18 protein-coding genes are annotated in these 21696 nt (G+C 74.1%); 1 reads left to right on the forward strand and 17 read right to left on the reverse strand.

Annotated elements, in window-relative coordinates:
- Window positions 1-57: 57 nt before the first annotated feature.
- The gene (locus tag IEZ08_RS20115) at window positions 58-693 is read left to right on the forward strand and encodes an Asp23/Gls24 family envelope stress response protein (RefSeq protein ID WP_189242668.1); all 636 of its coding nucleotides are present in this window, start codon (window positions 58-60) and stop codon (window positions 691-693) included.
- A 33-nt stretch (window positions 694-726) separates the two neighbouring features.
- On the opposite strand, the gene IEZ08_RS20120 is transcribed toward IEZ08_RS20115, so the two are convergent.
- The 17 genes from IEZ08_RS20120 to IEZ08_RS20200 all read right to left on the reverse strand — a co-directional run bounded on the left by IEZ08_RS20120 (window position 727) and on the right by IEZ08_RS20200 (window position 21575).
- Window positions 727-3783, reverse strand: coding sequence for a PASTA domain-containing protein (locus tag IEZ08_RS20120; RefSeq protein WP_189242669.1), 3057 nt, complete (start codon window positions 3781-3783; stop codon window positions 727-729).
- A 3-nt stretch (window positions 3784-3786) separates the two neighbouring features.
- Window positions 3787-5460 carry an Ig-like domain-containing protein gene (locus IEZ08_RS20125; RefSeq protein ID WP_068924250.1) on the reverse strand — a complete coding sequence of 558 codons (1674 nt, stop codon included), beginning with the start codon at window positions 5458-5460 and terminating at the stop codon, window positions 3787-3789.
- On the reverse strand, window positions 5457-6677 hold the full coding sequence (locus IEZ08_RS20130; protein ID WP_068924251.1) for a phage tail protein: 1221 nt from the start codon (window positions 6675-6677) through the stop codon (window positions 5457-5459). The genes IEZ08_RS20125 and IEZ08_RS20130 overlap by 4 nt, the downstream gene beginning before the upstream one ends.
- Before the next feature lie 37 nt (window positions 6678-6714).
- A complete protein-coding gene (locus IEZ08_RS20135) occupies window positions 6715-8289 on the reverse strand; it encodes a baseplate J/gp47 family protein (RefSeq protein ID WP_068924252.1) in 1575 nt (524 codons plus the stop codon).
- Window positions 8290-8344: 55 nt separating this feature from the next.
- The gene (locus IEZ08_RS20140) at window positions 8345-8749 is read right to left on the reverse strand and encodes a GPW/gp25 family protein (protein ID WP_068924253.1); all 405 of its coding nucleotides are present in this window, start codon (window positions 8747-8749) and stop codon (window positions 8345-8347) included.
- A 19-nt stretch (window positions 8750-8768) separates the two neighbouring features.
- The gene (locus tag IEZ08_RS20145; RefSeq protein WP_189242670.1) at window positions 8769-9008 is read right to left on the reverse strand and encodes a hypothetical protein; all 240 of its coding nucleotides are present in this window, start codon (window positions 9006-9008) and stop codon (window positions 8769-8771) included.
- A 12-nt stretch (window positions 9009-9020) separates the two neighbouring features.
- Window positions 9021-9770: a phage baseplate assembly protein V gene (locus tag IEZ08_RS20150; protein WP_068924255.1), complete on the reverse strand. Its 750-nt coding sequence runs from the start codon at window positions 9768-9770 to the stop codon at window positions 9021-9023.
- A 51-nt stretch (window positions 9771-9821) separates the two neighbouring features.
- Window positions 9822-10943, reverse strand: a complete 1122-nt coding sequence (locus IEZ08_RS20155) for a phage late control D family protein (RefSeq protein ID WP_068924256.1) — start codon at window positions 10941-10943, stop codon at window positions 9822-9824.
- Window position 10944: 1 nt separating this feature from the next.
- On the reverse strand, window positions 10945-11274 hold the full coding sequence (locus IEZ08_RS20160) for a LysM peptidoglycan-binding domain-containing protein (RefSeq protein WP_068924257.1): 330 nt from the start codon (window positions 11272-11274) through the stop codon (window positions 10945-10947).
- Between the two features lie 40 nt (window positions 11275-11314).
- Window positions 11315-12016, reverse strand: coding sequence for a CIS tube protein (locus IEZ08_RS20165; protein ID WP_068924258.1), 702 nt, complete (start codon window positions 12014-12016; stop codon window positions 11315-11317).
- 3 nt (window positions 12017-12019) lie between these two features.
- Complete coding sequence (locus tag IEZ08_RS20170) at window positions 12020-13858, reverse strand: hypothetical protein (RefSeq protein WP_189242671.1); 1839 nt, start codon at window positions 13856-13858, stop codon at window positions 12020-12022.
- Window positions 13848-15809: a hypothetical protein gene (locus tag IEZ08_RS20175; protein WP_189242672.1), complete on the reverse strand. Its 1962-nt coding sequence runs from the start codon at window positions 15807-15809 to the stop codon at window positions 13848-13850. Before IEZ08_RS20175 ends, IEZ08_RS20170 begins: the two co-directional genes overlap by 11 nt.
- 3 nt (window positions 15810-15812) lie before the next feature.
- Complete coding sequence (locus IEZ08_RS20180; protein ID WP_189242673.1) at window positions 15813-17489, reverse strand: hypothetical protein; 1677 nt, start codon at window positions 17487-17489, stop codon at window positions 15813-15815.
- Between the two features lie 162 nt (window positions 17490-17651).
- Window positions 17652-18413 carry a T4 family baseplate hub assembly chaperone gene (locus IEZ08_RS20185; RefSeq protein WP_068924262.1) on the reverse strand — a complete coding sequence of 254 codons (762 nt, stop codon included), beginning with the start codon at window positions 18411-18413 and terminating at the stop codon, window positions 17652-17654.
- Window positions 18403-18873: a phage tail protein gene (locus IEZ08_RS20190; protein ID WP_068924263.1), complete on the reverse strand. Its 471-nt coding sequence runs from the start codon at window positions 18871-18873 to the stop codon at window positions 18403-18405. The genes IEZ08_RS20185 and IEZ08_RS20190 overlap by 11 nt, the downstream gene beginning before the upstream one ends.
- 8 nt (window positions 18874-18881) lie before the next feature.
- On the reverse strand, window positions 18882-20603 hold the full coding sequence (locus tag IEZ08_RS20195) for a phage tail sheath C-terminal domain-containing protein (RefSeq protein ID WP_068924264.1): 1722 nt from the start codon (window positions 20601-20603) through the stop codon (window positions 18882-18884).
- Between the two features lie 114 nt (window positions 20604-20717).
- Window positions 20718-21575 (reverse strand): hypothetical protein, encoded by an 858-nt coding sequence (locus IEZ08_RS20200; protein ID WP_141704110.1) that lies wholly within the window; start codon window positions 21573-21575, stop codon window positions 20718-20720.
- Window positions 21576-21696 lie beyond the last annotated feature (121 nt).

Raw genomic sequence — 21696 nt, forward strand, 5'->3', positions numbered from 1 at the left:
CGGCATACTTCCGGCAGAATTCAGCGAGCATGACAGACGACTGCCGAGGAGCATGCCATGACCGACGTCTCCGTCGAGGAAACCCTCGACAAGACCGGTGCGGAGACCAGCGAGGACACCCGCGAGGAGGTCCGTGAGACCGGCACGGAGACGGAGTCCCCCATCGTGACGGCCACCGCCTCCCGCCCGTTCTCCCTCGGCGTGTCCGTCCCCCCGGCCGCCGAACCGGTCTCCGTCGGCTCCATGGGCCCCGCGGGCCCCGCGGGCCCCGCGAGCTCCGCGGCCGTGGTCAAGGGGCGGATCAAGGTCGCCGACGAGGTGGTGGAGAAGGTCGCCGCGCTCGCCACACTGGAGGTGGCCGGAGTCGCCGCCCTGGGTGAGGAGATCGACCGCCTGGCCGAGCCGATCCGCGAGCACGCTCCCGGCGGCGGACGGGGCCCCCGCGGTGTCAGCGCCCACGTCCAGGACCGCACCGTCGCCGTGGACGTGACGATCGTCGCCGAGTACGGCCACGTGGTGATGGACGTGGCCAACGAGGTGAAGACCAACGTGGCCCGCACGGTCAGCCGGATGCTGGGCATGCGCGTCGTCGAGGTCAACGTGGGCGTCGAGGACGTCCGCCTGCCCGGCGAGCTCCGGCCCGGTTCCCCCGTCGGGGGCGAGCCCCGGGACCGGACCGCGGAATCGTTCTGACACCGGCCCTCCGGTCTCAGGGAACCCCCGGCCTCACGGGGAAGGCCGGGGCGGACGGGGCGGGAGCTCGATGGGGAACCTGATCGGCGGCTTGACGGGCGGCCTGACGACAGGGGAGCGGGGATCCGCGTCCCAGCCCAGGGAGAGGATGACGAGGACCGTCGATCCCGGCTCCAGCGTGCCGCCCCCGGGCACCTGCCGGATGACGATCCCCGCCACGGTGAAGCTCGTCTCGTAGTCGTGCGTCACGACGAACCCCCGCTCGGTGAGCGCGTCGAAGGCGACGTCGAAGAGCATCCCCACGGTGGAGGGCACCGCGACGCGGCGCGGCGCGGCCACGCTCAGCGCGACGGCGGTCCCCGGCGGCACGGCCTCACCCGCCCGGGGGTTCTGGCCGACGACCGTGCCCCGAGGCTGATCGCCCGGCACGTCCTCGACGATCCCCGCCGACAGCTGGGCCGCCTCCAGCTTGGCGCCCGCCTGCTGCACGGTGAGGCCGCGCAGTTCCGGGACGACGACCGTCTTCACCCGGGTGGCCAGCACGACCCTGACGACGGTGCCGGGATGCGTCTCGGTCCCCTCGGCGGGATCCTGCTCGACCACGCTCTCCTCCCGGGCCCCCAGCACGGGCCGGGAGCCGGTCACCTTGATCCGCAGGCCGGCCTCCTCCAGCGCCCGCTTGGCCTCCGCCACGGGGAGGCCCGTCACGCGGGGCACCCGGACCGGAGGCTTCATCGCGAGCGTCAGAGCCACCAGGGTGAAGACGGGCACCCGTTCCTCGGCGCCGGGGGCCTGGGCCAGGACGGTGTCCTCCGGCTCGTCGCTGAACTCCGAGTCGAGGACCGCCGCGGCCAGCTCGGCCTCGTCGAGCAGCTGCGCCGCCTCGTCGAACAGCAGGCCGACGACGTCGGGAACCTCCACGGTCCGAAGGGCCGACACCACGACGCGGACCGTGCCGTCCTGCGGCACCGGCCGCTCCGGGGCGGGATCCTGCCGCAGGACCAGCCCGGCGGGCCCGTCGGTCTCCTCCAGGGTCGCGTCCGCCTCCAGCCCCAGGCTCTCCAGCAGGTCCCGGGCCTCGTCGAGGGGCAGGCCCACCAGCGCGGGCACTCCCGCGCGCACCACGATGCCCACCGCCGAGCCGGAGGCCACCTCCGTGCCGGGCGCGGGCGACTGGCTGTGCACGGTTCCCGGCCTGCCGGGCACGGTCCGGGTGGTCTCCGTGAGGGTGAGCCCGCGTGCCGCGGCCGCCTCCCGGGCCGCCTCCATGATGAGGCCGGCCAGCTCGGGCACGGGCACGGTCCGCCCGGTCGCGACGGTCACCGCGACCGGCGCGCCCGGCGGCCAGACCGAGCCGGGCGGCGGGTCCTGACCGAGGACGGTCCCGCTCTCGGCGTCGGAGGCGCGTCCCTGCTGGCGGCCGAGCGTGAACCCGGCCGTCGAGAGCGCCGCCCTCGCCGCGGCGAGGGCGAGACCGGTCAGATCCGGCACGCTCCGCTCCGGGAGACCCGAGACGGTCACGTCGACCGTGCTGTGCAGCGGCACCCGCGTCCCCTCCGCGGGCTCCTGCCGTACCACCTCTCCCTCGGGCCGGTCGCCGGCCTCGACGATGCGCCTGCCCAGGGAGAGCGCTGGCGGCACGGGGAGCAGCCCGAGCTCCTTCAGCCGCGCGGCGGAGGCCGCCTCCAGCAGGGCCGGCGCCTCTTCCAGGGAGCGGCCGGTCAGACCGGGCACGGCTATCGCCAGCGGCGCGGCCAGCGTCACAGTCACCGAGGCGCCGACCGGGGCCGAGGTGCCCGCGGCCGGCTCCTGCCGGATGACCGTGCCGGCGGTGACGGGGCTCTCCTCCTGCGCGTACGGCGGGTCCGCCGCCGACAGCCGCGCACCGCGCAGCAGCAGTTCCGCGGCGGCGGGGGTACGGCCGCGCACGTCCGGGACGATCACCTGGACCGGCACGGCGACCGTGAGCGCGACGACGGTGCCCGGCGCGAGGCGCGTCCCCTGCGGGGGCGCCACCGCGAGCACGGTCCCGGGAGGCGTCTCGCTCTGCGCGTCGGTGAGCTCTCCCACGGCCAGGCCGATCGTCTCCAGCAGCGCCGCCGCCCGTCCGACCGGCTCCCCGATCAGCGGGGGCACGGCGACGCGCGCCGGGATCTCGACGACCACGTCGACCGGCGTGCCCTCGTGGACCGTCCCGCCCGCCCGGGGCGACTGCGCCACGACCGTCGCGGCGTCACGTCCCTGCGCCTCCCGTTCCGTGATCGTGCCCGCCACCAGGCCCGCCGCGGACAGGGCGTCCCGGGCCTCCTCCGGCCCCAGGCCGGTCAGCTCGGGCACGGGCACGTCGAGCCGGGCGACCAGCGCGATGGTGAAAGCGTGCTCCAGCGCACGCGGCCGGGTGCGGTCCACCTCCGGGCCGGTCTCGCGGACCACCATCACGTCACCGGCGAAGACGGCGGCCTCGCGGACGACGGGAGGCCCTTCGCCGATCCCGAAGCGGGCGCTGAGGAGCACCGCGTGGGCGGCCTGGTCGTAGCGGAGGCGGCGCCGGTCCACCGGCACCCGGTACGCCTCGGCGAGCAGGGCGGACGGCGGCGCGTCCGGGTCACCGGGGTCCCCGTCGGTGCCGAGGGCCACGTGGCTGATCCCGGTGAGCCCGGCCTCCCCCGCGAGCAGCCCGCCGATCAGGTCCCGCACTCCGGGTGCGAGGCCGGGTGGGAGCGCCAGCCGTACCTCCCTCGCCCGCGGCACCGGCGCGGGCGGGTGCGCGATGTGGCTGACCAGGTAGCCGGAGCCGGGGCGGGACGAGGCGTCACCGCCGAACAGGCCGACTTCCCGCAGTTCCCCGCCGAGGTCGGGCAGGACGGCGCGCGCGGTGATCACCCCGGCCTCGTGGCGCAGGGCGGTGATGCGGACGCGGGCCACCTCGCGGGTCAGCGCGGTACGGGCCCGGTCCGGCGGGGGCGGGCCCGTGTCCCAGGAGGGATCCCCGGTCCCGACCGCCAGGTGGGTCAGCCCGGCCGGGCGGGCGCCGGGCCGGGCGCACAGCAGGGCTCCGATGAGGTCGAGCCCCCGCAGGACCAGCGCCATCGGTCACCCGCCGAGCCGGGTGGCGGTGAACAGCTGCCGCTGGCTCTGCGCGAACCCGGCGGTGATCTGCGAGGCCCGCTGCACGATCTCGGTCCTGGCCGCCCTGGCGTCGGTCTCGTCGAGGGGGATCTCGGGCGAGTCGGCGAACTGCTGGAGCAGCGTGACCACCGCCTGGTTGGTCCTGGCGCCGATCGCGGCGGTGGCCTCCTGCGCGATGACCTGCCCCAGCTTGCCGCCGCGGTGCAGCAGATCGTCGCCGACGTCGGGATCGGTGAACAGCGACCGCTTCAGGGCCAGCTGGATGTCGTCGCCGATCCCCTGCAGGGTGAAGGGGAGGCGCTGGGCGACCTTCCCGCTGTCGAAGCCGTCCTCGACGATGCCCTGCCGGAGCAGGTCGCCGATCCGGCTGCCGACCCGGACGCCGGAGATCGCCTCGATGATCTTGCTGCGGGCCCAGTCGAACACCCAGAAACCCACCTGGAACTGGAGACAGCCGGTGCCGCGCACGTTCGTGGTCCCGGCCGCCCGGGCGGTGACGGTGATCGTCGCCACCCGGACGTCGGGGACCGCGACGATCGGGGTGAGGGGCAGCGCGGCCGAGATGTCGTCGAAGACCCCGGGCGGGCTGTAACGGGAGATGATCTCCAGTTCGTCGGGGTCGAACCGCACCTTCGCGTACTCGACGGCGGCCAGGCCCTGCGCCTGCTCCTGGAGTGCGTGCGCGGCCACCTTCTGACCGATCCGGTGGAGCTTGCCGAGGTCGGCCGGGGGCGGCGCGGCCGGCGAGGCCACGCCCGTGAAGCTCATCCTGGCCCGCCCGGCGGCGTCCGTCACGGACACCGCCGGGGAGAGCGCCCCCCAGTCGGCGGTGCACAACAGCTCGGCGTTGGGCACCGGAGCGCCGAACCGGTCGGTGACGGTGACGACGAAGTCCTGCTCCCAGCCGAAGTAGAGCATCTGGTTCTCGTAATCGATGTTCACATCCCACAGCAACCGCGACAGGTCCTGCTTGACGGTGTCGAGGTCGGACTGGATCCGGCGCGCGGTCTCCTCCAGGGCGCCCAGCCGGACCTCCGCCCCGGCCAGCCGGTCCACCGCCTCGGCCAGGTTGAGCCGGGTCCGGCGGCGGTCCCGGATCATCTCCGCGGTGACCCGGCGGGCGTCCGCCGGACGCTCGATCTCCGCCAGCAGGTAGGTGCCGGGCGGGGGCACCTCCGGGCGGACCGCGCACCGGACCGCCCAGCGCAGCCGGTCCCGCACGCAGGTCTCCATGTTGATGTCCTGCGGGTTGCCCAGCGCCGGGTCCTCGGCCGAGGTGACCCGCTCCACCCACGCCTCCAGATAGAGCGCGACGTCACCGGCGGGCAGCGGGGTACGGTCACCCTGCTCGGACAGGAGCACGCCCTCCCGGTTGACCAGGTCGTACCCGTCGGCCGCCAGACCGCCCGGCTCGATGACCACGTCGTCGTCGGCGTCGGCCGGGGAGATCCGGAAGCCGTCGAGGCCGGGCACGCCCTCGCCGATGTGCCGGCGGCGCAGCTCCCGCTCGAAGTGGCGGCGGATGTCCTCCAGCTCGTTCCAGTCCCGGTCGAGCAGCGGCACCCCCTGCTGCAGCCGGACGCCGATGTAGCCCTTGCCCGGATCGAAGGTGTCGACCCCGCCGTTGGAGAAACTCATGCGACCACCTCGTCCGTTCCGTCGCTGACCCCCAGCGCGTCCACGGCCGCGCGCCGCTCGGGCTCCGTCTCGATCACCACGACCGGTCTCAGGTTCATCGGCAGGAACCGGGAGGCCCCGGAGAGCAGCCGGCCGCGCAGCCGCAGCACCTCATCGACGCTCTCGCGCGGGGCGACGAAGATTCCGATCAGGTTGTGGGCGTACCGGCTGTCCGGGCCGGTCCCGGTGTCGTAGGTGTAGGAGGCCGTGTCCTCGAACCGGCCGAGCCCGGCCATCGCCTCCGGATCCGAGGTGTCCAGCGTGCGCGAGCCGTGGAACCCGCCGCCGGGATCACCGGGGTCGCCGGGGTCGTTGGTGATGAGCACGTTCCGCCAGAACTCCTTGATCCGCGCGTCCCAGCCGGTCAGGCGCCGCACCCACACCACGCAGCCCGCGGTGGTGCCGGTGATCCGGTAGAGGGCGGCGGCGTACTTCACCTCGTGCCGCCGTACGGCGATGCCCCGGTCCAGCGACGGCTCCCAGCCGACCAGGGCCGCCAGGTGCGGGAGCAGCCGGTGGTCGGCGGCGTCCACGTCGTGCAGGCCGCGCAGCTGGTCGGCGCGGCTGCGCAGGTGGTCCAGGGCGGCGCCGAAGACGTCGAGGAAGCGGCGGAGCTGGCCGTTGCCGGGGGTCGACTCCGGGACGGCGCCGATCGGGTCCGGCCCGCGCACCACGTCGTGCCGCCGGTAGATCTCGGGCAGCGCGCCGTACAGCAGCGCGCCGGAACGGTGCAGCCCCGTGGGGGTGGCCACGGCCCGCAGCGGCGGCCCGGTCTCCGGCTCCCCGTCCGGCCCGTCCCCGGGCGGCGCGGCGACCAGTTCGTAGTAGTACGTGGTCCCCGGCCGCAGCCCGGCGGCCGACCCGCCCACGTCGAGGATCTCCACCCGCCAGCCGTCGCCGTGCCGCCGCCGTACGCGCCGCAGGACCTCGACGCCGTCCCGCGCGCACGACTCGACCGTCCCGCCCCCGGGCGGCGCGGCCTCCGTCACCTCGGTGCCGGGGGGCGGGAAGGCCGTGCTGTCGTAGACCGGGCTCCAGCGGCCCTCCGGTTCGAAGTCCCGTTCCTTGCGGCGCACCCGCACGGCCGCGTCCCCGCCGGCGCCGGGGCGCGCGTCCCAGCGCAGCACGACCCGGTGTCCGACCAGGTCCGCGGCGGCGGTGAAGTTCTCGACGGTCATGGCATGTCCTCAGCAGATCTGTCGCGCCGGCGCGCTCTCAGGACGTCTCGGAACGCAGGGTCACCGTGATGGTCCCGGGCACGGGCAGCTCGGTCTCGCCGATCCCGATACGGCCCTCGACCGCCACCGCCCCGCCGTACACGCGGTCGATGAAGTCGCCGACGTCCGCGAGCCCGGCGTCGGCGAGCACCTTGCGGCGCAGTGTCACCGGCGGCCCCGCGTCCACGCGGCGGAAGCGGGTCACGGTGGCCGCGGCCACCCCGGGCAGCGCCTCGACCGCCTCGTAGACCTTGGACAGGTACAGCGGCCGCCCGAACTCGACGGCGCGGAAGGCCAGCAGGCCGCGTACGGCGCGCTCGGCCTGCTGCCGTACGGTCTGCGGGAGGTGGTTGTGCTCGGGCACCACCTCCACCGTGATGTCGACCGGCACGCAGACCGGGTCGACGATCCGGATCGAGGTGCCCACCATCCGGCGGTCGTCGAAGTAGCCGAGCAGGTCCTTCTTGAGCTGGGCGCTCGAGGGCGCGCACTCCTCCCCCTCCGGGGCGACCACGAGATCGACCCGGTTCCAGCCGCTGGATCTCGCCCGGACCTTGGCCACGCCGCCGGCCCGCAGGGCGAGCGTCACGTAGTCGCCGAGCGTCACCGCCCGGTCGCCGGAGCGGAAGGCCAGCGGGCCGGAGCGCACCGCCCGCTCGATCGGCTCGGCGTCCGCGCCGCCGGCGGCCGGGCGAGGGTTGCCCACCGCGGCCAGGCCGGGGATCTCCGTGAGCGCCCGGGTGATCGTCCCGGCGGGGACGTTGCCGCGCGCGCCGAGCGTGACCGCATAGCTCGCCCGGACGTTGTCCCGGCCGGACCGGGGCGGCCTGCCGTACAGCCGGTCACCGAAGACGACCTCGGCGCGGTCCTCCTCGTCGTACTGGACGTAGTAGTCGGTGGACTCCGGGCCGGACAGGGTGATGCGGCCGTCCGGGCCGCGGTGGTAGAGCAGGTTCTCGCGCCGGTTCCAGCCGACGGGGCCGGCGCCCTCGTCCACGGTGACGGAGATGCTGTCCGGGACCGGGGCGGGGGCGGCCAGGCGGAAGCGCTGCCCGGGCTCGTCGGTGGCCGAGCCGAGGATCTCCTCCCGGATCGTCCGGACCTGCCGGACCGGCAGGCCGGTGACGGTGAGGCCCGCGGCGAGGTCGACGGTGAGCGGCTCGTCGAGGTACTCGAAGACCGGCGGCTCACCCCCGCCGGGGGCGGCGGCCGTGCCGAACCGGGCGCCGGTGGGGACGGTCACGGTGGTGGGCCGGCCGGGCGCCGGGGCGGTGAAGGTCAGCGTGAGCTCCGCGGAGGCGGGGGCCGGGGACGCCAGCTCGTAGCCGACCAGCCGGAGCAGGTTGATCACGCTGCGCCGTTCCACCGCGGTGTCCAGGAACGACTCGGCCGCGATGCGGTCCTGGTAGTAACTGAGGATGTCGCCCATGTAGGCGAACAGGTCGACGAGCAGCACCCCGAGGTCGGTGGGCGAGCGGTCGGTCCACTCGGGCAGCCGGTAGGCCGCCAGGTCCAGCATCGCCTGCCGCAGGGACCGGAAGTCCTTGTCCGTGTAGTCGATCACCGGGTCCATCGTGGTCTCCTCCCCCGCCGCCCCGCCGCGCGCACCGTCTCCACCCCGGCCCCCGTCATCCGAGCGGGATCACGGCCTGGCCGCCGGGCCGCCCGGTGGTGTGCACGTAGGAGAGCCGCAGCTGCACGACCCCGCTGTCGGCGTCGCGCTCCACGGTGCTGCCCGTCACCGCGATCCGGGGTTCGAAGCGCAGCAGCGTCTCGACGGCGTGCGTGCGGGCGATGTCGGCGAGGACGTCGTCGTTGGGCTCGTGGACGATCCCGGCCAGGCGGGTGCCGAAGTCCGGCAGCATCGGACGTTCGCCGAGCCGGGTCCCCAGGACCAGGATCATGTTCTGCCGGATCTTCTGCTCGCCCGAGGCGATCCGGACCCGGCCGTCCTCGATCCGGAAGGGGAAGGCGGCGCCGCTCACACCGGACAGGTCGTTTCCGTGGGGCGCGCCGGATGCGCTGGGTGTCATCTCTCACTCACCGGGATGCTCAGTCGAACGGGCAGGGTGGAAGCTCGGGCAGCGCCGGCAGCGCCAGATCCGGCACCGGGACCGCCGGGACCGGCACCGGAAGCGACGGCACCGGCAGATCCGGCAGCGGCGGCGGGGACGGCAACGGCGGAGGCTCGGGCAGCGCCGGCAGCGCCAGATCCGGCACCGGGACCGCCGGGACCGGCACCGGGAGCGACGGCACCGGCAGATCCGGCAGCGGCGGGAAGTCGCAGCTCATCATGGGCTCCCGTCACTGCTGGACCTTGACGCTCTGGGAGAGCAGGGGCGGCCCCGCGGCCATCGGGGGGACCGGCGGGCCGCTCGGGCCCTGCGCGGTGGGGTGGACGTGGCTGTTGAACAGCGTGACCAGAGCCTCCCCGAGCACCGCCGACATGGTCGCCTGCCCGCCGAGCGCGACCGACCCGCCGGCCAGGGAGATCTTGTCGGAGAGCAGCTGCACGCCGTCCTTGCCGGAGATCTTGACCTTCCCCCCGGCGACCTCCACCCGGGTGCCGTCCTTGTGCAGGACGGCGACCCCCTCCCCGGTGAGGGTGATCATGTGTCCCTGGACGCCGCCCGCGGTGAGTTCCCCCTTGTCCGCGTTGAAGTAGAGGTAGGCCCCCTTCGCGTCGGAGAGCAGCACCCCGCCCTTGTCGTCGAACGTCAGGAACGACCCGCTCCTGTGGCTGACCAGGACGGTCTCGGCGGTGTCGCTGTGGACGACCTTGACCAGGTGGTCCGGGACGGCGGGCGGGACCGCGCCCCGGGGGTACCAGGTGCCCACCCAGAGCGGGAAGGCGACGTCCCCGGCCTCGAACTCCACCCACACCTTCGCGCCCTTCGGCGGCACCAGGAAGTGCCCGTACGGCAGGCACGGCCGCGCCCAGACCGGCTCGCCCCCGGGGAACACCGCCGGGACCGTCACCCGGAGCCGTCCGAGCCCCTCGGGGTCGGCGTTGTCGGCGACCTCGCCGCTGTACTTCCCGTATCGCGGAGCCATGCCGCTCCCTTCCCGATCGCTTCCCGATCGCTGCCTGGTCGCTTGTGGTCACTATCTGGTCGCGGTGAACTCGACCTCGTACGAGGCGCCGGGCCGGCCCCCGGCGGAGGTGTCGCGCCAGATGTGCGTGGCCCGGCTGACGTACCAGTCGCCCTCGGCCCATGGGGCGATGCCGTGGATCGTCACCTTCCCCTTGGCGCGCAGCATGACGGTGCCCACCGCCCGGCCGGTGCCGCGCAGCCCGAGCAGCCGGGTCGGGTCGGGTACGGTCGCCTGCTCGGCGGCGGCCGGGTCCGAGGCCACCGCGACCGCGGTGTCCGTCACGGCGGGCGGGGGCGTGACGGTGCCGGCGGCGACGGCGGACTCGTACACCGCGCGGGCTGCGGGATCGGCGCGGCCGATCTCGGCCGCCCGGCCGGAGTCGACGGCGAGCGCGGGCGGCCGCGGCGGCGCGGTCCCCTCCGCCTTCCGGACCTCGCCGGTCATCGGGTCGTGCACGCTGACGCTCGTCCGGCGCGCCGCCCGGGCGGCGACGTTCTCGTAGGTGAAGGCGATGAGCTTTCCCCGCCCCCGGCAGTACGGCAGGACGCCGAGGGGTTCCGCGGCGGCGATCTTCTTGTCGGAGACGAAGTAGAGCTTGGAGGCGCCCTCGTTGTACTCGACGAAGAAGCGCGCGCCGTACCGCTGGGCGAGGGTGAGCAGGAACTCGTAGTCGGTCTGGTCGTGCTGGCGCACCGGTCTGTCCTCGGGGAAGGACGGGTCGGGGTCGCAGGCCACCTGCCCGATCGGGATCTCCGGATGGCGTGCCGCGACCGCGCGCACCACGGAGCCGAGCGTGCCGTGGTAGTCCTCGTGCGGGCGGCGCTCGCGCTGCATGAGCTGGGACAGGTCGCGGGCGACGACGGTGACGACCTGCGGGCCGCCCTGCGGCGCCTGGGCACGGGTCTCGGCGACCAGCCCTTCGAAGATCACGGCGTGCTCCCCGTCCCAGCCCAGGTCGATCGTGAGGCGCTGCCCCGGCTGGACCGTGGCGGCCCCGGTCCCGGCCGGGTCGGAGAGGGTGAGCGTGGCCTGGTCGATCAGCCGGTCGTGGTCCTCGACCCGCACCTCCAGGGCGGAGGCGGACAACTTCCTGTTCCCCTGCCAGGTGATGTCGAGGTACGGCGTGCCCATGTCAGAACGCCCGGGTCCGCTCGATCCGGCCGGTGGGCGGGCCCGCGGGGATGACCAGCACCGTGCCGGGGACCAGCTCCGCGGGGAAGACGGCGGGGAACATGGCGGGGTTGGCGTCGGCGAGCTGCCACCACGCCTCGCTGGAGCCCAGGTAGCGGGCGGCCAGCCGGTCGATCGTGTCCCCGGCGACCACGGTGTGGAGCAGGTCGCCCGGTCCCGCTGCGGGGTCCGGGGCGAACCGTACGGGGACGGCCGGGCGGCGGGATCCGTCCCGGGCGGGCGCCTCGACCGGGGTCAGGCCGTGGTAGCGGGACGTGACGGGAACGGGCACGGCGCTGTCAATCCCTTCAGACTGTTTCAGGTTTCCGGCTTCAGACGAAATTTCCGACGATGGGGGTGTTGGCCAGGAAGTCGGTGCCGATGCCCTTCCTGCCGTAGCTCCGGGCCACGTCCACGTGACGGGTGACGAATTCCACGATCGGCGCGTGCGAGAACGTCTGCTCCTTCAGGGTCGTCGTCACCTCGGCGCGGAGCGGGTCGCCGTTGTCCTTGAACGCCACCATCTTGATCGTCAGGTCGGTCATGACGCAGGTGGTGGAGAGCCCGGCGTAGTTGAGCGTCAGCTCCGGCGGCCGGGTGAGGCAGGGCACGTTCCCCGAGAAGATCTTGACGGTGTCGAGCAGGTCGTACGAGGGGTTCACGAACGAGCGCAGCAGCGCGAGGTCCGGGGCGATGCTCCCGCCGTAGTGGTCGTCCCCGTCCAGCGGGCCGGGCACCGAGGCGTCCAGCTTGAACTCCAGCTCGAACGTGCGCAGCTCGCCCTCGATCGCCTCCAGGGGCTTGGTCGCCACCAGCAGGGAGCCGATCTCCTTGACGTCCTTGTACAGGCCGGCGGCCGTCGCCAGCAGGCCCCTGGCCGCGGAGGCCTGGTCGAACCCCCACTGCCCGAACGCGTTGGCCTGCTGGTAGCGGTAGCTCTTCTTCTCCGCGAGGATCTCCGGGTTGAACTGGAAGCGGAAGATCAGCGGGGGGACGTTCAATATGTTGGCCAGGTAGCCCGTCTTGCGTTCCACGGCTCACCCCTCCTTCAGTGCGAGAGCGCCGCGATCGCGGAGGTCTCGCCGCCAGTCCTGGTACGCCTCCGGGTCGAAGGCGGCTCCGGCGGGCCCGGCCGGGCCCGGCCGCTCCGGGGCCGCGGCGGGGGCGAGGTCGACGACCAGTTCGCCGATCTCCACCACGACCTCGGCGCCCGCGGGCGTCACCGCCGTACCGGTGACGACGCGGCCGGGGATCGTGCGCGCGCCGGCCGCCGGGTCCGCGGCGCTCACCGGCGTCCGCTCGAAGTGTGCCGTGATCTTCTCCAGCAGCCCGGCCAGGCCGCCGCCGCGCAGCCACCCCTCGTACGCCGCGGCGATCACCTCCAGCCCGGTCTCCGGGCGTCTGCGGGCCACCTCCTCGGCCGCCCGCAACGAGTCGGCCAGCGAGACGGCGTGCTTCCTCGCCTCACCGAGCCGGTCGGCCAGCCTCCTGCCGAGGTCCGTGTCGAGGTTGTCGGCCGTCTCCCGGGCGGCGGCGGCCAGTCCGCTCACCCCGCGGGAGACGGCGCCCAGCGCGATCCCGGTCTCCCTGCGCAGGGTTGCGCCCAGCTCGCCCACCTGGTCGACCAGCTCGCGGCGCGCGTCCTCCGGCAGGAGCTTCTCGGCCAGGTCGGGGAAGGCCGCGATCGCCGCCGGAGGGCTCGCCCCCGCCGCGGGCGCGCCCGGCGGCATGAGGGTTCCGGCCCTCGTCAGGGCCTCGGTCTCCCGCCTGTCGAGCTCGACCCCCTTGATCCTGGCGATCGCGGGCAGGACCAGCGGGAGGACCTGGGCGAGGTGCACGATCAGCCGGAAGACCCGCAGGTTCCCGATGAAGATCAGCAGAGCGCCGACGCCGTCGCGCAGGAAGAGCATGAGGGCGTCCACCGTGTTCTTGACCCCGGTGGAGGCGATGCGGACCGCGGTGAGGGCGGTCTCCAGGGCGGTACGGATCACGGCCAGCACCGAGGCGAGCACGGTGTCCACCGCGGCGGCCACGATGCCCACCACCGTGACGGCGAGCCTGGCCGCCAGCGAGACGGTGTCGAGCACCGTGGCGATCACCGCGGCGCGCAGCAGCAGCACGTTGCGCAGGCCGAACCGGAGCAGGTCCACGATGACGAGCTTGATGTCGTCCAGCCGGATCAGCAGCGAGGCGAGCGCCCCGGTGAGGATCGGGACGAGCAGGATCAGCCCGTCGACCATGCGGGTGAGCGCCTGGACCATCCGCAGGTACAGCTCCGCCGGGCCGCCGGGCACCGGGGCGGGCGGGTTGTCGTCCTCGGTTCCGCCCCCGCCCCCGCTCCCGCCTCCGGCCCGGGGCCGGGCGGTCAGGTCCACCACGGCCCGCAGTTCCCGCAGGACCTTCAGCAGCGCGTCGAGCTGCTCCAGCACGCCGGGCCCGGGATTGTTCTTCTCGGGACTCCTCGGGGCGCCGCGCACCCCCAGCCGGTTCACGATCCGCTCGACCGTGCCGGCGATCTGCGCCGTCTTGAACAGCAGGTAGGGCAGGGTCACCCCGCCGATCACCCCGCCGGCGAAACCTCCGGCCAGGCCGCCGGCGAAGCGGCCCGCGCCGCCGATCAGCCCGGCCAGCGGGTTCCCCGGCCCTCCCCCGCCGGAGGCGAGTTCGTGCAGGTTGACCACGTAGACCTTGAGCGCCCCGTCGAGCATGGGCGGCGCGCCGAACACGGCCACCGCTCCGGTGCCGGTCGCGGCCGGGGCGGTGAGGGCGAGCCCGGCATAGCGGGCCGTGGAGCGTTCCACGTTCTCCAGCGCCATCCGGGTGTATCTCATCTGGGTGAGCAGGAGGCCGAGCTGGGTGATCACCTCATCGTCCACCGCGGTCCCCCTTCGGGGGGTGACCGCCCAGCCTCCGGAACTCCCGCAGCCCCGACAGGTACGCCGCCGCGACGTTCTCCCGGAACCGCGCCGACACCTCCGCGGCCAGGGCCTCGTCCGGGACGCGCCCGGCCGCGCGGACGGTCAGGCGCGGCAGCCGTACGGCGCCCAGCCGCCCGTGCCTGGCCAGGATGTGCGGCGAGGTGGGGTGCGCCACCGGGGCCCCGCCTCTGCGCACCTCACGGCCCGGCCCCCAGAACCGCCGCATCTCCCCGATGTAGACGTCGACGGCCGCACCGGCCAGGGCGAACCCGCCGGAGACCTGCCAGCGTTCGAAGGGCGTCAGCGCGCGGGACCGGGCGGACGCCTCCGCGGCCCGGTCGGCCTCCGCCCCGAAGACCTGCTCGGCGAAGCCCGCGGCGCGCTCCGCCGCCCGGCGCAGCGCGGCCGGATCACCGGCGAGCTCCACCGGAGCGGAGGCCGTACGGCCCAGCTCGGAGACCAGCGCGGAACCGGCGGTGAGGACGCCGCGCACCCCGGCGCGCGCCTCCGTCCCGAGCCGGTCGACCGCGGCGAGCAGGTCTTCGCGCCGCCCGCCGCCGAAGAACGCCGTGTAGACGTCGGGGAACCCGGCCGGTGGACCGGCCGGCAGGACGTCGGGAGGCAGGGTGAAACGGGTCGGGGTCAGCACGATGCCGAGCAGCTCGGCGAGCGCTCCGACCTTGGCCGCCCGGTCCGTCGCCCGCACCAGCCAGAGCACCCCCCGCACCGCGAGGAGGAAACCGACCACCCTGTCCCGGACGCCCGTGGCCGCCTGCCCGGTCACGATGCCGATCAGCTCGTCCACGGTCAGGCTCGGCGGATCGGGCACCCGCCCGCCGAGCCCCGGGACGGCGCGCAGACCCTCCGTCATCGGGCCGAAGACCGCCTTACCGAGGTCGAACCCCATCACGGCGTCGACGGTCGCCCGGACGGCCTCCACCAGCTCGGTGACCCAGCGGCCCCACTGCGTCAGGGACCCGGCGAACGCGGTGACGCCGTCCAGCAGCCGTCCCAGCCACCAGGGCAGGGCGAACCTCAGGATCAGCACGTCGAGGCCGGCCACGGCCCGGGCCGCGTGGAGCCACTGCTGGGCGAGGGTGAGCAGGCCCGCACCCGCGATGAAACCCTCCAGGACCGCCACGCGCAGTCCCGTGACGGCTCTCTCCACCTCGCCGAGCCGGAGGAGGACCAGCCGCCTGCCGTACGCGGCGGCCTCGCGCGCCGCCGCGTCGAGGACCCGGTCCGCGACGGGCAGCAGGAGCAGCAGGTCGAAGACGGACATCGCCGCCGACTCCAGCGTGACCGCCAGGGCGTCCGGGCCTCCGGGCGGCGCGGACGACGCGGACGGCGCGGACGACGCGGGCGGCCCGGGTGCTTCGGGCGCCCCGGGCACGGAGGCGGGCCGGCTCCGGAACTCCAGCAACGCGCCGAGCTGGAGCTTGAGCCCGCGCAAGCGTTCCCGGTCCTCCAGCAGCACCGCGAAGGCCAGATTGGCCAGCCCGAAGACGTCCGCCAGGCGCCGGTCGCCGAACACGGCGGGCGAGGCGTCCGCGAACCGGTCGAGGGAGTCGGCCACCGGCGCCACGACCTCCAGCAGGAGGGCGACCGCGCCGGGGATGACCCGCTCCTGGGCGACCATCGCCGGGATCTGGGCGAGCGGGTCCGCGGACGGCGGTCCGGGGAGAGGCCCGGTCGCGTCCAGGGGACCTCCTGCGAGATGGACGGCGACCGCTCCCGCCTCGTAGCGCAGGACCGGATAGGCGCGGGTGGCCGTCCCGGCCCGTTCGCTCAGCACGGCGAGCCGCCTGACCGTCTCGGCCAGCCGGAGCAGGACCGGGATCATCGCCCGGGTCTGCGCGGTCAGCAGCGGGTCGTACCGGGTGGCGACGGCGGCGAAGTCGATCGGCACGGCTCAGCCCCCCGGCACCGGGTAGGGGGCGGCCGACAGCTCCCGGCGGAGCAGCGGGACCCATCCGCCGAGGGCCTCACGGTCCGTCCCGCGCAGGCGCAGCGTGCCGATCCTCGGCCGCAGCCGGACCGGCTCCGGCGGTGTCCTGACGGGGAGGGCGGGCCGGATCCTCCGGTCCAGCTCGGAGAGCACCCCCTCCAGGCGGCGCACGTACCCGGCCGCCGCCGGGGAGACGATCCGCTCGGCGAGACTGAGGTAGACCGCCGTCTCCAGCAGGCGCTCCCGCGACGGCTCCGGACCGGTGCCCGTGCCCTTGCCCGCGGCGTCGCGTTCCAGGGCGCCCCATTCGAGCAGGCTCGGCACCCGCCCGGCCCGGCGGACCGCGGCGGCCCGCCCGGTGCCGAGGACCTCCGGCATGGCGATGCGCCCGGCCGTCCGGTCGATCGCGGACAGCGGCACCAGCTGCGGGAACGGCGGGAGTCCCGGCGGGAGTCCCGGCGGGACGGGCGCGTGGGCGGGGGGCGGATGCACGAGTTTGAAGGCCGTCCACGCGGCCGCGAGCAGACCGGCCCACGGTGAGGGCCCGGCCGGGCCGGACGGCGGCGACGCGAACGCGCGCGGCAGGAAGCTGAGCGCCGCGCCGAGGGCGGCGGCGAAGGAGCGCAGCCACCGCACCGTGGGGTGCTCCACGGTGAGCTCCTCGACCCGTGGCTCCGCCTGCTTCCACCAGCCGGTGACCAGTTCCGTGCCGCGCTCGGACAGCGAGCCGAGGCCGAGTGTCCCGGCCGCCCGCGACAGCCGCCCGCCCAGGCCGGCCAGGAGCCGGGAGAACCCCCGCAGCACCCGGCGGGCGAGACCGGTGGCCAAGCCGGTGAGGTCGTTCAGGTAGGTCAGGGCCGACAGCGCGGCATCGGTGATGGCCCCGCCCAGGGCGCCGGCGATCCCGGCGACGGCGACGGCGCCCGCGCGCTGGAGCGCGGCCAGCGGCAGGATCCGGGCGACCAGCACCGCCAGCAACCCGAACACCTGCGCCGCCAGCGTCACCACCCGGTCGGCCAGCTCCAGCCCGGCCTTGAGCAGCGGGTGCCGGACCCGCTCGCGAGGCCCGCTCACCTGCTCCCACAGGCGCCGGAGCGCACCGTACAGCAGGGGGATCTCCCCGAGCAGCAGGTGCACGGGCCTGGCGGAGCCGAGCAGCGGCACCGGCAGGAACAGGAGCGCGAGCAGCCCGCCGCCGCCGATCACCCCGAGCGACAGCGTCACGGGCAGGCCCAGGGTGATCCACGTCAGGCCGCTCGCGAGCTGCGCCCACCACTCCGGGATGAGCCGGTTGACCAGCAGGGCGAGGGCGAGCCCGGTCGTCGGGGCGGCGAGGAGGCCGGTCAGCGTCCCGGTCAGGCCCGCCAGGGGTTCGTACAGGTTCGGTCCCCCGCCGGCCTCCCGGCCCCCGGCGGTCCGGAGCGCCGCCCCCAGCTCTGCCCGGTTCACCGGTACGGCCCGCAGCGCCGCCCCCTCGACCGGCAGGCCCACGCCGAACCAGCGGACCAGCCACTCGCTGCGCCGGCGGTGCCAGACGAGGGCGAGCGTGTCGAAGGCGCGCGCCCAGGCGGGCAGGGCCCGCACGCCGCGGACGACCACGCCCAGACGGGCCTGCAGGAGCAGCGCCAGCGGCATGCGCATCTCACCTCGTCTCTTCCATCCGGCTGTTCTCACGCTCGATCTGCTCGATCAGAAGGTTCACGTAGACCCGCCGCTCCGCGACGTCCAGGTCCATCAGCTCGCCCCACGACCAGTGCAGGTGGTAGGCGAGGAAGAAGATCTCCCGGCGGAGCCCGTCGAGGTCTACGCCGTCGCTAAAAAATTGGACAGGTCGATCGTGGCGGAGAACGTCTTGCCGCAGGCCGTGCACTCGATCTCGCGGACCAGGTCGACCCCGGGGGCGGCCTGCGCCATCGCGCGGTCGATCAGGCGCCGGTCGGTCATGGTCAGATCCGCGAGGATGCGCGATCCGAGCGCCTCCAGCCGGTGCCGCGGCACGTCTCCCAGGCTCTTGATGCACCTGGCCAGCAGCGCGTTCTTGCCGAGCGAGGGGTTCTCCCGCAGTTGCGGGGCGACCGCCTCCTCGTCGGCCCCGGTGGGCAGCCGCAGCGTCAGCGCCGTGTGCAGCTGTCCCTCCTTGTCCACGTAGCCGTCCTCCAGCTCCACCGTGACCTCGGGCGCGCCCTCGGGGGCGGAGCGGACCGGCAGCTCGTCCAGGTCCTCGGTGCGGGTGACCGCCTGGCCGCAGCCGGGGCAGGTGTATCCGGCCTCCAGCGCCGGGCCGAAGGTGATGGAGCGGAGCTTGAGCAGCAGGAAGTTGCGGTCCACCGAGGTCATCCCGGTGAACGGCCCGCGCCCGTCGCGCTCCAGGTCCCCGAGCCGGAGCACGCAGCTGTGCAGCAGTTCGGTGACCAGCTTGCCGCCGTTGCGCTGGTACCTGCGGTCGGCGAGGATCGCCTCCTCCCGGCCGGTCATCTTGCGCAGCACCACCTCGCGGTGGACCGTCCCCTCCCCGTCGACGTAGCCGACCGGCAGGGTCAGTTCGAACTCGCGTCTAGTCGACACGCTCCAGCCCTTCGTGCTCCAGGACGATGGTCTGCTTGAACAGTCCCGTGGAACCGGCCTCCAGATCGGTGAACTTGGAGGACTTGATCCACGCGTTGTAGAACGCGAAGGTCATGACCTTCTCGCCGTTGTGCCGCTTCTCGATCAGCCCGCTCTTGCGGATCGCCGAGCCGCCCTGCACGGTGGCGGCGAGTTTGAAGATCTCCTGGAACCACTGCCGGAACCGCCGGTCCTCCGGGCTGCCGTCCACGTTCCGCTCGATCGTCAGCGGCTCATATTTGATCTTCGTGGCGGCGATCTTGTAGACGTGGTTGGTGCCGCCGTCGGGCTGCTCGATCGTGTCGATCTCGCCCTCGCTCAGCCCGCTCACCTTCGTGACCCCGGGGCTCACCTGGTCCCCGATGATGAGCACGAACTCGCTGGCCCTGTAGGCCTCCCAGAAATCCCCCACCTGGGGCATGGGTCCCCCTACCCTTCTGAAGCGCTGCCGCCGGAGGGCTGCTGACCCACGACGATCACGATGGTCTCGGCCGGTTTGGAGGGGTAGAAGTACACCTCCACGGTGAAGTTGCCCTTGTCCACCTGGTCCGGCGGGTTGTTGGAGGCGTCGCAGACGATCGTGAACACGTCGTCCGGCTCCCCCGTCCCGAACGCGCCCTGCCGCCACAGGCCCATCAGGAACGGCCGCACGGTGCCGAACTTCACCATGTCCCAGAGCGTGTCCCGGTTGGGCTCCTGCCGGACCCAGCGCAGGCCCTGCCGCAGGCTGCTCTTGACGTAGTTGAACAGCAGCCGCACGTTGACGTACAGCCAGCGGGTGTCGGTGGACAGCGTGCGGGAGGCGTCGACGACGATCCCGGCGCCGCGGATCGCCCGGATCCCGTTGACGCCGCCCTGCTTGACCAGGTCGTTGTGGTCGGCGTCGCTCAGCGGGAACTCCACGTCGAGCGCGCCGAGCAGGCGGGCCTCGTCGCCGGCCGGGGCCTTGTGGATGCCGCGGTCCGTCTCGATGCGGGCGTAGACGCCCATCACGTGCCCGGTCGGCGGGACCAGGCGCAGCGGGGTCGGGGCCTTGGACAGCGGGTCGCTCACCCGGATCCACGGCCCGTAGAGCGCGCCGTACACCTTGCGCCCCTGGAGCCCCGCGCCGAACTCGATCGCCCTGCTCACCGTGCTGCCCTGCGGCACCGCGCCGACGAACATGCAGTCGCCGCGCCGCTCGCAGTAGTCCAGCCCCTTCCTGATCACGGTGACGTCGCTGTTGTCGCAGCCCACCAGTTGCACGTCGAAGGCGTCGAAGGCGTGGAAGCCGGTGTGCTGGGCCGCTTCTCCCTGGTAGTCGGCCGCCTGGGCGGCCCGGCTGACGCCTCCCTGCAGGGTGGGATCGGCGGCGGCGCCCGGCGGTTCCGCCGCGGTCTCGCCCGCCGCCCGCGAGTCGGTGACCATCACGTACCGGGAGCCGCGCGCCACGTCGTTGAGGACCGGCACCGCGTACCGGGGCGAGGAGCGGTCCAGCGTCAGGCGCTCGAACGACTCCAGCGGCTGCCCGTCCCGGCCGGTGAGGGAGAGGTCGAAGTCGGTGGAGTCGATCCGGGTCTTCGCCTTGTCGTACTGGGCGATGTCGGCGACCGCCGGTTTCCAGGTGGCCTTCCCGGTGGCCGGGTCCAGATCGGCGATCGTCACGGTCGCGGACTTCGCCCCGTCGGTGAGGACGACCGTGTCCCCCTTGGCCAGCCCCGCCAGACCGGCGAAGTCACCGTTGGTGTCGTTCAGCGTCTGCCCCTTGAGCCTGGTGCTGAACGACGGCGCGATGCCGACGGCGATGCGGTTGGCCCACGCCCCAGGATCCCGCTGCCCGCGGTAGCCCGCCTCCAGTTTGAGGGTCTGCCGCTGACCGGCCGCGAACTGGCAGGCGGCCGCCGCGGGGTTCGCCCCGGAGACCCGGTTGACCCACGCGCGCCGGCCGCCGTTGTCGAAGAAGCCGCGGACCAGGAAGGCTCCGAGGGTATCGCTGTCCGCCCCGCCGAACACCTCCGCGAACTGGGCGAAGGAGGTGACCCGTACCGGCCGGTTCACCGGCCCGCGCTGGGTCGCCACGTTGAAGGCCGCCACCGACGTGGCGGCGCCGGTGATGGCCGGGGACGCGCTGCCGTCGACCTCGACGACGTTGAGCCCGATGTCGAATGCCACGTTCAGTCTCCCTTTCCGGAGCCGGTACGGCGCCGCGCCCGGCCGGAGGCCGCTCCCGCCCCGCTGTCGCATGTCGGCTCACACGGCTGCTCGTGTGTCGGCTCACGTGTCGGCTCACGTGTCGGCATGGTGCGCCACCTCCACCTGGATGCTGTGGTGCGGGGGGACGGCCCGGCGCGGCACGGCCCTCGGGCGCGTCACGACCGGGATCGAGATACGCAGGGACGTCTGCTGCTCGTGGAGGTCTCCGCCCGCCCCGTCCGCGAGCCGCTCCCACGGGGCGGGCCACTCGACCGGCAGTTCCGTGCCGCCGACCTCCAGCGTCGCGCCGGGGCCGAGCTCCGCCAGCACGAACTCCAGCAGCACCGCGATGTCCTCTCTGCGATCGGCCACCGCCTCGATCCGGTAGCCGAGGTCGTACGGCACGCCCGCCGACCGGATCGCGAAACCGCCCTCGGTGAAGTCGGTCCTGATCTCCCCCGCCGAGACGCGCGTGAGAGCGTGCTCGATCGAGTGGTTGACGAGCAGGAGGTACGGCCTGGGCTGGTCCGGATCGGCCTGCAGGAGCGCCCGGACCGGCGTGCCGCGCAGGCTCAGCCGGTTGTCCAGCCGGCCGGTCAGCGCCGCGTCGGTGTCGGCCAGCAGCTGGGGCCGGACCGCGGCCGGAGGCGTGAACCGGACCCGGGCGGGAGCGTCCAGGAAGGTGATCCGGATCTCCGAGCAGGCGGAGCGGACCGGGCCGGGCAGATCGTCCAGGGCGAACGGCACCCGCTGGGGCGGGCCCGGCCCGAGCAGCGGGACGTATCGGTGCCAGCGGTTGGCCGCGGAGCCGATCGGCGCCGCCTCCGAGCCCAGCCGCACCTCGCAGAAGAACGGCCGCCCAGCCGTCCCGTCTGCGGGCCGGTCCCCCTCGGTCCAGAACTCGATGTCGTCGAAGCTCCGCAGATCAGCCGAGGTTATGGAACGTTCCACGAAGTGACCGGCGGCCGACGCCGCGATCACGGCGCTCCGGCCGTGCGGACCGGCCGGGCCCGGCGTGACGGAGATTTCCGTAGACGGGGCTCCATCAGGGGCAAAACCCCGCCAGGCGGAT

This window comes from Planobispora rosea, assembly GCF_014648175.1.
Taxonomy (GTDB): domain Bacteria; phylum Actinomycetota; class Actinomycetes; order Streptosporangiales; family Streptosporangiaceae; genus Planobispora; species Planobispora rosea.

Coding starts and splice junctions, on each gene's coding strand:
- IEZ08_RS20125 (WP_068924250.1), bottom strand. CDS start 5,460: ATGAGTTTCTCCAACGGCGGGGTCGACACCTTCGATCCGGGCAAGGGC.
- IEZ08_RS20120 (WP_189242669.1), bottom strand. CDS start 3,783: ATGGCGCTGGTCCTGCGGGGGCTCGACCTCATCGGAGCCCTGCTGTGC.
- IEZ08_RS20190 (WP_068924263.1), bottom strand. CDS start 18,873: ATGCCCCAGGTGGGGGATTTCTGGGAGGCCTACAGGGCCAGCGAGTTC.
- IEZ08_RS20115 (WP_189242668.1), top strand. CDS start 58: ATGACCGACGTCTCCGTCGAGGAAACCCTCGACAAGACCGGTGCGGAG.
- IEZ08_RS20150 (WP_068924255.1), bottom strand. CDS start 9,770: ATGGCTCCGCGATACGGGAAGTACAGCGGCGAGGTCGCCGACAACGCC.
- IEZ08_RS20130 (WP_068924251.1), bottom strand. CDS start 6,677: ATGACCGTCGAGAACTTCACCGCCGCCGCGGACCTGGTCGGACACCGG.
- IEZ08_RS20180 (WP_189242673.1), bottom strand. CDS start 17,489: ATGCGCATGCCGCTGGCGCTGCTCCTGCAGGCCCGTCTGGGCGTGGTC.
- IEZ08_RS20140 (WP_068924253.1), bottom strand. CDS start 8,749: ATGACACCCAGCGCATCCGGCGCGCCCCACGGAAACGACCTGTCCGGT.
- IEZ08_RS20155 (WP_068924256.1), bottom strand. CDS start 10,943: ATGGGCACGCCGTACCTCGACATCACCTGGCAGGGGAACAGGAAGTTG.
- IEZ08_RS20135 (WP_068924252.1), bottom strand. CDS start 8,289: ATGGACCCGGTGATCGACTACACGGACAAGGACTTCCGGTCCCTGCGG.
- IEZ08_RS20145 (WP_189242670.1), bottom strand. CDS start 9,008: ATGAGCTGCGACTTCCCGCCGCTGCCGGATCTGCCGGTGCCGTCGCTC.